The organism is Streptomyces sp. NPDC055815 (assembly GCF_053616475.1).
In genome coordinates this window covers 17,799-27,430 of record NZ_JBSHDU010000103.1, presented here as the reverse complement: position 1 = coordinate 27,430, position 9,632 = coordinate 17,799, and the positions used below count along the sequence as shown (strand labels likewise).

General features: G+C 69.6%; 11 protein-coding genes and 1 tRNA gene. 10 read left to right on the top strand and 2 right to left on the bottom strand.

Translation table 11 applies throughout. The features are described 5' to 3' along the window. Positions 1-43 precede the first annotated feature (43 nt). Positions 44-117, bottom strand: a tRNA-Thr gene (locus ACWGN5_RS37860). Positions 118-299: 182 nt separating this feature from the next. Here ACWGN5_RS37860 and ACWGN5_RS37855 point away from each other — a divergent pair. The 5 genes from ACWGN5_RS37855 (at position 300) to ACWGN5_RS37835 (ending at position 3,631) form a co-directional block, all read left to right on the top strand. Beyond that, the gene (locus ACWGN5_RS37855; RefSeq protein WP_453522951.1) at positions 300-1,397 is read left to right on the top strand and encodes an ABC transporter ATP-binding protein; all 1,098 of its coding nucleotides are present in this window, start codon (positions 300-302) and stop codon (positions 1,395-1,397) included. Between the two features lie 240 nt (positions 1,398-1,637). Next, the gene (locus ACWGN5_RS37850; RefSeq protein WP_453522950.1) at positions 1,638-2,048 is read left to right on the top strand and encodes a hypothetical protein; all 411 of its coding nucleotides are present in this window, start codon (positions 1,638-1,640) and stop codon (positions 2,046-2,048) included. A gap of 46 nt (positions 2,049-2,094) precedes the next feature. After that, the gene (locus ACWGN5_RS37845) at positions 2,095-2,811 is read left to right on the top strand and encodes a nucleotidyltransferase family protein (protein ID WP_453522949.1); all 717 of its coding nucleotides are present in this window, start codon (positions 2,095-2,097) and stop codon (positions 2,809-2,811) included. A 110-nt stretch (positions 2,812-2,921) separates the two neighbouring features. Further along, positions 2,922-3,212, top strand: coding sequence for a hypothetical protein (locus tag ACWGN5_RS37840; RefSeq protein ID WP_453522948.1), 291 nt, complete (start codon positions 2,922-2,924; stop codon positions 3,210-3,212). A 113-nt stretch (positions 3,213-3,325) separates the two neighbouring features. Beyond that, positions 3,326-3,631, top strand: coding sequence for a hypothetical protein (locus ACWGN5_RS37835; protein ID WP_453522947.1), 306 nt, complete (start codon positions 3,326-3,328; stop codon positions 3,629-3,631). A gap of 30 nt (positions 3,632-3,661) precedes the next feature. Here ACWGN5_RS37835 and ACWGN5_RS37830 read toward each other — a convergent pair whose 3' ends face one another. Further along, positions 3,662-4,501: a hypothetical protein gene (locus ACWGN5_RS37830; protein ID WP_453522946.1), complete on the bottom strand. Its 840-nt coding sequence runs from the start codon at positions 4,499-4,501 to the stop codon at positions 3,662-3,664. A gap of 303 nt (positions 4,502-4,804) precedes the next feature. Between ACWGN5_RS37830 and ACWGN5_RS37825 the strand changes: the two genes are divergently transcribed. From ACWGN5_RS37825 to ACWGN5_RS37805, 5 genes are all read left to right on the top strand, one after another. Continuing rightward, the gene (locus ACWGN5_RS37825; RefSeq protein ID WP_453522945.1) at positions 4,805-5,020 is read left to right on the top strand and encodes a hypothetical protein; all 216 of its coding nucleotides are present in this window, start codon (positions 4,805-4,807) and stop codon (positions 5,018-5,020) included. 92 nt (positions 5,021-5,112) lie between these two features. Then, positions 5,113-6,129: a hypothetical protein gene (locus tag ACWGN5_RS37820; protein WP_453522944.1), complete on the top strand. Its 1,017-nt coding sequence runs from the start codon at positions 5,113-5,115 to the stop codon at positions 6,127-6,129. A gap of 31 nt (positions 6,130-6,160) precedes the next feature. Next, positions 6,161-7,363, top strand: a complete 1,203-nt coding sequence (locus ACWGN5_RS37815; protein WP_453522943.1) for a phage tail protein — start codon at positions 6,161-6,163, stop codon at positions 7,361-7,363. A 47-nt stretch (positions 7,364-7,410) separates the two neighbouring features. Beyond that, positions 7,411-8,607, top strand: a complete 1,197-nt coding sequence (locus ACWGN5_RS37810) for a tape-measure protein (protein WP_453522942.1) — start codon at positions 7,411-7,413, stop codon at positions 8,605-8,607. Between the two features lie 87 nt (positions 8,608-8,694). Beyond that, positions 8,695-9,627 carry a phage distal tail protein gene (locus tag ACWGN5_RS37805; protein ID WP_453522941.1) on the top strand — a complete coding sequence of 311 codons (933 nt, stop codon included), beginning with the start codon at positions 8,695-8,697 and terminating at the stop codon, positions 9,625-9,627. Positions 9,628-9,632: the final 5 nt, after the last annotated feature.

Below are 9,632 nucleotides of genomic sequence, written 5' to 3'. Positions count from 1 at the left end.
GCCCCGGACGCGTCACGCGTCCGGGGCCCTCCGACTTCCACAGAGCCGCCTGTCGGAATCGAACCGACGACCTCAAGATTACAAGTCAAGCGCTCTAGCCAACTGAGCTAAGGCGGCAGCGAGTGAAGTGTAACCAACCCGGCCCCGGCCACGGTCGGAAATCTCACGGGCCCGCGAGTGCTGACAGATCGGGCACGGCCAGGTAGCGTCGCCTGGAGTTCACCCTGGTGGACTAGACCTCAATCCTTCCTTTACTCGGATCGTCCGGCACGTTCCTGCCGGTGAAGGGACACATCACCATGGCTTCGGTCACGTTCGACAAGGCCACCCGGATCTACCCGGGTGCCACCAAGCCCTCCGTCGACCAGCTCGACATCGAGATCGCGGACGGCGAGTTCCTCGTCCTCGTCGGCCCCTCGGGCTGCGGCAAGTCGACCTCCCTGCGCATGCTCGCGGGTCTCGAGGACGTCAACGCCGGCTCCATCCGCATCGGCGACCGCGACGTCACGCATCTGCCGCCGAAGGACCGGGACATCGCGATGGTGTTCCAGAACTACGCGCTGTACCCGCACATGACCGTCGCCGACAACATGGGCTTCGCGCTCAAGATCGCCGGCGTCAACAAGTCGGAGATCCGCGCCAAGGTCGAGGAGGCCGCGAAGATCCTCGACCTCACCGAGTACCTCGACCGCAAGCCGAAGGCGCTCTCCGGTGGTCAGCGCCAGCGCGTCGCCATGGGCCGCGCCATCGTCCGCGAGCCGCAGGTCTTCCTCATGGACGAGCCGCTGTCGAACCTCGACGCCAAGCTCCGCGTCTCGACCCGTACGCAGATCGCCGGCCTCCAGCGCCGTCTGGGCATCACCACGGTCTACGTCACGCACGACCAGACCGAGGCCCTCACCATGGGCGACCGCGTCGCCGTGCTCAAGGACGGTCTGCTCCAGCAGGTCGACTCGCCGCGCAACATGTACGACAAGCCCGCCAACCTCTTCGTCGCCGGCTTCATCGGCTCCCCGGCCATGAACCTGGTCGAGGTCCCGATCACCGACGGCGGCGTGAAGTTCGGCAACAGCGTCGTCCCGGTCACCCGTGACGCCATCGCCGCCGCGTCCGCCGCCGGCGACACCACCGTCACGGTCGGCGTCCGCCCCGAGCACTTCGACGTGCAGAGCGCCACCTCGAAGGACGGCCTGGCCGTCACCGTGAACGTCGTCGAGGAGCTCGGCTCGGACGGCTTCGTGTACGGCTCCACCCGCGTCGGCGGCGAGGACAAGGACCTGGTGGTCCGCGTCGGCGGCCGTGACGTGCCCGCCAAGGGCTCCACGCTGCACGTCGTGCCGCGCGCCGACGAGCTGCACGTCTTCTCCACCTCCACGGGCGCCCGCCTCAGCGACTGAGACCCGCCCCGAGCACTGCCGTACGGCCCCGCGTCTGTTGCAGACGCGGGGCTGTTCGTTTAAACGGACGCACTACGGGCGCACCCCCGGCGCACAACGGTCTTACCCCGGAAAACCCCGGCATTCAGGGACGCGCCCGAAGCCCCGCGTCAACACGGGATTCGAAAAGACGCCTCGAACCATCCCTCGCGAGAGTGACTAAATGTCGCCATATCACTACCGGCCGCTACGCTCGCCTGCGTGACGCACACTGCCCGCCGAATCGGCCGCTCTCTCGCCCTCGTCCTGCCCGTCGTCCTGGTGCTCTCGGGAACGCTCGCGGTGTCCGCCGTTCCGTGGGCCGGCCAGGACTCCGGGACCCAGCTCACGGCCTCCGCCACGGACGTCTCCGTCCGGGCCAAGTCCCGTGCCCCGCAGGATATTCTCCGCGACCAGCTCCTCGCAGAGCTTCAGGAGAAGGACCCCGGCACCGCCCTGACCCACCTCCAGCGCGAGGTGGAGAACCGGCCCTCGCTCGCCAAGCACTGCTTCTCCATCGCCCGTGCCCTCGGCCGCGCCGCCGTCGAGCACTACGGCCCCTCCCGCGCCCAGTCCTTCTCCCGCCCGGTCTGCGACACCTCGTACGCGACCGGCGTGATGCGCGCGAGCTGAGCGTCGTCCCGCACATCGGACATACGGGGCGCCTATCGTTCCCCGTATGCACACCTCTCCGACGCAGGCCGTGGTCCTGGCGGGCGGCCAGGGCACACGGCTCCGCCCGTACACCGACGACCGCCCCAAGCCGATGGTCGAGATCCCGGGCACCGGGACCCCGATCATCGGCCATCAGCTGTCCTGGCTGGCCTCCGAGGGCGTCACCGACGCCGTCGTCTCCTGCGGCCACCTCGCCGAGGTGCTCCAGGACTGGCTGTCCACCGCGAACCTGCCGCTGAAGGTGACGACGGTCGTCGAGACCGAACCCCTGGGCCGCGGCGGCGGCCTCAAGTACGCCGCCTCGCACCTGCCCGCCCCGGACCAGCCCTGGTACGCCACGAACGGCGACATCTGGACCCGCTTCTCGCTGCGCGAGATGGCCGCCTTCCACACCGAGCGCGACGCCCTCGCGACGCTCGCCCTGGCCCGCCCCCGGATCCCGTGGGGCGCCGTCGAGACCGACACCTTCGGGAACGTCACCGACTTCATCGAGGCGCCGCCGTCGCCGTTCCTCATCAACGCCGGCGTGTACGTCTTCGCCGCGGCCTTCACAGAGCTCCTCCCCGACCTCGGCGACCATGAGCGCACCACCTTCCCCCGCCTCGCCCGCGAACGGCGCCTGGCGGGCTTCCCGCTGCCCCAGGGCGCGTACTGGAGAGCCATCGACACCGCCAAGGACCTCACGGAGGCCGCGAAGGAGCTGGCCGCCCAGAAGAGCTGACGGCCGGGCGTACGGAGAAGGGCGGGCCCCCCCGGGGGGGGGGCGCCCCACCCCCCCCCCCCCCCCACCCCTCTTCTCCTCACTCACTCGACCAAGGAGTACGCATCACCATGGCCCGTTTCGACGTCAACGCCGCCCGCGCCCAGCGACAGGAGGCCCACGGTCGCAAGTGGTCCTTCGAACTGGACGGCGACACCTTCACCCTTCCGACCGAGCTGAGCCGCTCCTCCGCCAAGGCGCTGCGCAAGCTCGACGACAACGACGTGGACGGCCTGCTCGCACTCCTGATGGGTGAGGAGCAGTTCGCCCGCTTCGAGCAGCACGACGTCACCATGCAGGACATCGCCGCCATCCTGGAGGCCTACGGCAAGGAGACGGGGCTCGGCCTGGGGGAAGACTGAGCCTCGTCGAGTTCGTCGACGAACACGCCGAGGCCCTTGAGGCGGACCTGCTCCGCTACTACGCCACCGACCTCCTCGACTGGCACCGGGGCGAGCTGTCCAGCCGGCGTCTGATGGTGCTGATCAAGCACCTTCCCGCGGACGCCGCCGTGCAGCGCGAGATGCACGGGGAGGCGGCGGAGTGGTCGCTCTCCGACCATCTCCTCGCCGCCGCCGTGGACCATCTGGCCGTCTCCAACTGGATGTTCCAGTGCGTCAACACCGGCGAGGACGACGAGACTCCGGATCCGCCGCAGCCCGTCCCCCGCCCCGTCGTCAAGGACGAGGAGGACGACGAGGACCAGGACGGACAGTCCGCCGTGGAGGGTGCCGCCGATCCGGCGGTCTCCCCCTCGGCCCTCGCCCGTTTCTTCGGCTGACGCCCCCGTCGCCCCCGGATCCCGCTCCCGTCAGGAAGCGGGATCCGGGGGCGCTTCCTGTGCTCGTTCGGCGGCCAGCTCCTCCTCCAGACTCCTGGCGCGTTCGGAGAGCCGGCGGCCGCGCCGCTCGGGGGCGCCTCCGGTCTGGCCGGGTACGCCGCTGAGCGGGGGCACGATCGGGCGGCCGCCCTTGCCGCGGACGACCTTCCGCACCGGCTGGGGGTTCCGGCGGGTGCGGCTCTCCTGGGCGCCGGCGGCCCGGACGTCCGGTTCGGGCTCGGGCTCCGGCTCGGGTTCGACCGTGCGCTCGGGTTCGACCGTGCGCTCGGGGTCGGCCGTGCGCTCGGGCTCCGGCGCGTTCGCGCGCGCGGGCGCTGTCGTCGGCACGGGCTCGTTCGCGGGCTCCGGCGCGTGCTCCTCGTACTCCGGCTCGGAGCGCTGTTCGAACAGCTCGCGCTCCCGGCGGACGCGCTCCTCGGCGTCGACCACCACGGCCGGCGGTTCCATGAGCCGGGCGAAGGGCAGCGGGATGACGCGGGCGCCCTCGTGGTGGGCGTCCGTACGCCGCTGCGGGCGCCGTATTCCACGCGCGTCACCCTGACCCTGTGCGTAGGCGTCGGCCACGCGCCGCTCGTACTCCCTGCGGATGCGCGGGAGTTCGTCGGAGACGGCCTCGGCCCAGCCGGCGGTGAACGCGGCGGTCTCGCGGCGGTCCACCTCGGCGCGGGGCAGCACGACGAGGTCCTCCGGGGCGTACCCGGCGACGTGGACGAGCTCGGCGAGCCGTGCGAAGAGATGAGGCAGATCAGGGTGGGATTCGAGCCAGTCGATGACCTGCTCGCGCCGGTTACCTGCCGGCTCCGTGTCCATGCGTCAGCACTGCCTTCCAACCCCCTGGGGTCCCCACGCGCCCCTCGCGCCCCCGGCCCCCCGAATGAGTCAGGTCCGGGGAACGCGCCTTCCAGAGTACCCCGGTCGAACACAAGCTCTGTTCGAGGACCAACCCCTTCGGAGAACCCGCAAGAAGACACGCCGTCAGACGTTTCCCGCTCGACAAAACCCGAACAGGTGTTCCAAACTCTGTTCGCACAGTAGTTCGAACATGTGGTGCCCCCGCCTCACTCCGCGGCGCCGCCACGCACGCACGGGCAAGCAACCGGAAGGCAGGCGTCCATGACTCAGCAGGCCGAGGCATCGCGACCGCACATCCCGCTCCAGGACCGCCTCCGCCAGCTCCTCGACGGACCCGTCGCCCTCGACAAGAGAGCGCTTCTCGGCACGCTGTACGCCGAGGTCTCCCGCTACGAGAGCCTCGCGTACGCGGCGGGCTGGAACGACGCCCTCGCGACGGCGCGCCGTGGCCCCCGGCGGGACGAGGGCGCCGCGTAGCAGCACCGGCTGCCCCCTTACGAACGAGCCCCCGCCGGGACCGGCGGGGGCTTTTCGGCGCTTGGCCCGCACGGGCCGGAAGCGGAGCAACCATGACAGCCACAACGATTCCGGAGCTTTCGGCGGAGATCGCCGCGCTCAAGGACGCCCTCACCTTGAACAAGGGCGACAAGTCCAAAGAACTCGAGTTCCAGTACGACGGCAACCACGAGGGGAAGACGGAGGCGGAGAAGAAGGGGAAGACCGAAACCTTCAAGGTCTCCGACCTCAAGGCCGCCCTGATCAGCGAAGAACCCAAGGTCGTCACCACGGCACTGCTGCCGTTCAAGTTCACCGAGCGGTTCGCGAGCATCTACGAGGAGCTCCAGAAGGAGCGGTGGACGGAGTACCTGGAGGGCCTGGGTCTCGACGGGTTCGCCGCCGCGTTCGAGAAGCAGAAGGAGGGAGAGGCCGACTGGAAGAACTGGCTCACCGCGGCCATCGGCGGCCTCTTCATCCCCATGGTCGGCGCCGTCATCGCCCTGATGTTCCTGACCAACTTCAAGAACTTCCAGCGCGGTCTGCAGAAGATCCTCTTCAACTGGGTGCTGGGCTGGATCCCCCGACTCGGCCCCTACCTCCGCAACAAGATCCTGGCGATGGAGCCCGACGGCCGGTTCCCCAGGCTCCAGCCGGCCCAGACGGTCCGGGACCGCGAGGCGGGCAACGTCCCGGGCGCGACCGCGGCCACCCCGCCGGATCCATCGACCTTCGACGCCCTCAAGCGGGCCCTCGGTGACATCAACCGCCGGATCATCAACTTCAACAAGGCCGTCGGCAAGATGAAGAGCAAGGCCCAGCTCGACAAGCTGGCCAAGGGCGTCGAGGCGGTCACCAAGGCGACCGACGCCGCGAAGCCGACGGACATCGAGACGCTCGCCACGGCCATCGGCACGCTCGCCACCTCCCAGCGGAACTTCGACCCCAAGAAGCTGCCCAAGCCGCGCACCCTCGCGAACGCCGCGAAGGAGGCCGAGCGGCTCGCCAAGGCCGGCGATGACGTGAAGACGGCGTTCGACAACCTCAAGGCCGCGGCCCAGGCGGCCGAGCGGGTCATCGCCGCCGGCTGACCCCGAATCCACCCCGAAAGGAGGTACACCCATGTCTCTCGTCAGTTCCCTCAAGAAGGCGTCCGACTCCCTGCGCACCATCAAGACGCAGGCATCCGGCGCCGCGACCTCCGTCAAGAAGGTCGGCGACGCCGGCAACGCGGCGAACGGTCAGCTCAAGAACCTCAAGACCGGCGCCCAGGGCTCCAGCTCCCAGCTCAAGAACCTCAAGACCGCCTCGGACCAGGCCGAGAAGTCGATGACGAAGGCCGGCAGGACCGCCGAGTCGGCCGGCACGAAGATGGGCAAGTACGAGTCCGGCGCCGGCAAGGCCGCCAAGGGCCAGGACAAGCTCAACAAGTCCATGAAGGGCAACTTCCTCGCCCGCCTGATCGAACTCTTCATGCCTCTCATCGAGAAGATCGTCGACATGGCGATGCAGTCGAAGACGATGCAGAAGATCCTCAAGAAGGCCTTCGACGGCATCAAGGTCGTCATCAGCGCGGTCATGAAGGCCATCGGCCCGATCATGAAGAAGGCCGGCCAGCTGATCAAGACGGTCTGGAACGGCATCAAGTCGGCGATCTCCGTCGTCGTCAAGGCCGTCGCCACCGTCATCAAGACCTACGTCAACATCTGGAAGACCGTCATCACCACGGTGATGAAGGCGATCAAGACGGTCGTCGGCGCCGTCTGGAACGGCATCAAGTCCGTCATCACCCCGGTGGTGAACTGGATCAAGTCCGCGATCCCGAACGCCTTCACCGCCGTCAAGGACAAGATGTCCTCCATCTGGAACGGCCTCAAGGACATCGCGTCCCGGGCGTTCGAGGGCATCAAGAGCGGTGTGTCCGGCCCGGTCAACGCCGTCATCGGCCTGATCAACCGCATGATCAACGCGGTCAACGGGGTCAAGGTCAGCGTCCCCGGCTGGGTCCCGATCGTCGGCGGCAAGACCTTCGGCGTCCACATCCCGACCATCCCGATGCTCGCCACCGGCGGTGTCGTCATGCCCCGCAGCGGCGGTGTCCCGGCGATCCTCGCCGAGGCCGGCGAGGCCGAGGCCGTCCTGCCGCTGTCCAAGCTGGACCGGCTGCTCGCCATGACCGCCCGGCGCGCCCGGATGTCGGCGCAGCTGCAGGGGGGCAGCGGTGGCGGTGCCGGGCTGCACATCGAGCACTACCACGCGGCCCGTAACAGCGACCCGCAGTCCACCGCCGACGCGCTGATGTACCTGGCGAAGGCACGCGGATGAGTGCCGCCGCGGCCTTCCCGAACCCGTTCGCCGGTTCCGTACCGGTGATGAGATCCCTCAAACAGGGTGTCGGCCAGGCGGGCGACGGACTGAAGCGGCTCAAGGAGAACGCCCAGCGCGCGGCCGGCGGCCTGGACAGGTTCGCCACCGGTCTGCGCACGGCCGGCACCTCCGTACGCGGCCTCGGGACCGGCGCGTCCGGCACCGCGGACTCCGTCCGCCGGATCCAGCGGTCCAAGGCCGCCACCGGCATGAAGAGGATCGGCACCGCGGCGGGCAAGGCGCGGACGGTCGCCGGGAAGCTCGGCCCCGCGCTCGGCGGCATCCTCTCGATCCTCGCCCCGCTGCTGCCCATCACCGACACCATCACCAAGCTCATGGACACCTACGGCACCGTCATGACCATCGCCTCGGTCGCCATGACCGGTGTCAACCTCGCCATGCGGGCCAACCCGATCGGTTTCCTCGTCGGCATCCTCGTACCCGTCGCCGCCTGGCTCATCGAGTACGCGGTGAACACCGAGACCGGCCAGAAGATCATCAAGCAGGTCATGCAGCAGGCGCTGAAGGGCTTCCAGGCCGTCTGGACGTTCCTCCAGCCGGTCATCAAGCTCATCGGCCAGGCCGTCGGGACCTACTTCAAGGCGTACCTCACCCTGTTCAAGACGGCGCTGAAGCTCATCGGTTCCGGCATCAGCGGCATCTCCCGCGTCGGCTCCTCCGTCAGCTCCGCCAGCAACGCGCTGCGCGGCATCGCCTCGCGCACCGTCGGCGGCATCAAGAACGCGATCCACCCGTTCCTGTCCTTCTTCACCGACAAGATCCCGGGCTTCTTCCGGCACGCCAAGGACGCGGTCGGCAAGGCCCTGCACGGCATGGGCGAGCTGATCAAGGGCGCCCTGACCGCCGTGCTCGGCGTCGTCAAGGGCCCGATCAACGGGCTCATCGCCTTCGCCAACTGGATCATCGACGGGCTCAACAAGCTGAGCTTCGACTTCCTCGGCAAGCACTTCGGCGTCGACATCGACAAGATCCCGATGCTCGCCGAGGGCGGTGTCGTCTTCCCCGGCGCCGACAGCGCGCCGCGCATCGACCCGCTCACCGTCCTCGAACAGCGGCGCGACCCGACCCTCACCGAGGCTCCCCGGCGGCCCCACCGCATCTCGGAGTTCCACGAGGATCCGGGCGCCGGCCCGCGGTCGACCGCCGAGGACCTGCTCTTCCTCCTCGCCGCCCACGGCTGAGCCGTCGCGTCCGACAGCCCGTCCCGTCCGACAGCCCGACAGCCCGTCAGAAGCCCGACAGCCCCTCAGAAGTGAGGTGACGGCCCCATGGCCGAGACCACAACCACATACGCCGGAAGCAACCTCACCGCCGACCTCGCGCCCGGCTCACTGATCACCCAGGACGGGCAGATCCAGTGGGCCGGGCTTCTCATCGGCCCCGGTACGCCGTTCAACGTCGACCGCTCCGGTCTCCAGGGCTGGGAGGACCTGCCCGAGTACGACTCCTCCGACGCCGACCGGCCCACCTCGCACGGCGCCTGGCCCGGCTCCCGCTACGCCAAGCCGCGCAAGATCAGCGGCACGATCGTGCTGATGCCGGAGTACTCCGCCGCCACCGAGGCCATCCGCGCCCTGCGCCAGTCGCTCGCCCTGCTCGACGAGGAGCGCTGGCTCACCGTCCGGCTGCACGGCGAACTCCTCGCCGTACGCGCCCGGATCGCCCAGCGCGTCGTCCCCGCCGACCAGGGCTTCGCCACCCAGGGCAGCTCGCGGATGTCGATCCAGTGGCTGGCCTCCGACCCGCGCCGCTACGGCGTCAACGAGGAGTCCGCGAGCACCACGGCCCCGCAGCCCGAGTCCGGCCTGACCTGGCCGCCGGAGGGCCTGCAGTGGCCGCTCTCCTGGGGCCAGGCCACCTCCACCGGCGACGCCGTCGCCGAGAACACCGGCTCCGCCGCCGCCCACCCGCTGATCACCTTCCGCGGCCCCTGCTCCATGCCGACCGTCACCGAGCGGGTCAGCCGGCGCCGGCTGCGCTACGCGATCGACCTGGCCGCCGGCGACGAGCTCGTCGTCGACACCGCCAACGGCACCGTGATGCTCAACGGCACCGCGTCCCGGCGCCACACCGCCATGGCGGACTCCAGCCCGGAGGAGCTCTTCGTGCTCGAACCGGGCCGTACGGAGCTGGCGTTCCGGCCCGACGGGGCGACGCCGGAGGCCGTGATGACGGTCCGCTGGCGCAGCGCCGAATGGTGACCCGC

Coding starts and splice junctions, on each gene's coding strand:
- ACWGN5_RS37855 (WP_453522951.1), top strand. CDS start 300: ATGGCTTCGGTCACGTTCGACAAGGCCACCCGGATCTACCCGGGTGCC.
- ACWGN5_RS37845 (WP_453522949.1), top strand. CDS start 2,095: ATGCACACCTCTCCGACGCAGGCCGTGGTCCTGGCGGGCGGCCAGGGC.
- ACWGN5_RS37840 (WP_453522948.1), top strand. CDS start 2,922: ATGGCCCGTTTCGACGTCAACGCCGCCCGCGCCCAGCGACAGGAGGCC.
- ACWGN5_RS37835 (WP_453522947.1), top strand. CDS start 3,326: ATGGTGCTGATCAAGCACCTTCCCGCGGACGCCGCCGTGCAGCGCGAG.
- ACWGN5_RS37830 (WP_453522946.1), bottom strand. CDS start 4,501: ATGGACACGGAGCCGGCAGGTAACCGGCGCGAGCAGGTCATCGACTGG.
- ACWGN5_RS37825 (WP_453522945.1), top strand. CDS start 4,805: ATGACTCAGCAGGCCGAGGCATCGCGACCGCACATCCCGCTCCAGGAC.
- ACWGN5_RS37820 (WP_453522944.1), top strand. CDS start 5,113: ATGACAGCCACAACGATTCCGGAGCTTTCGGCGGAGATCGCCGCGCTC.
- ACWGN5_RS37815 (WP_453522943.1), top strand. CDS start 6,161: ATGTCTCTCGTCAGTTCCCTCAAGAAGGCGTCCGACTCCCTGCGCACC.
- ACWGN5_RS37810 (WP_453522942.1), top strand. CDS start 7,411: ATGAGATCCCTCAAACAGGGTGTCGGCCAGGCGGGCGACGGACTGAAG.
- ACWGN5_RS37805 (WP_453522941.1), top strand. CDS start 8,695: ATGGCCGAGACCACAACCACATACGCCGGAAGCAACCTCACCGCCGAC.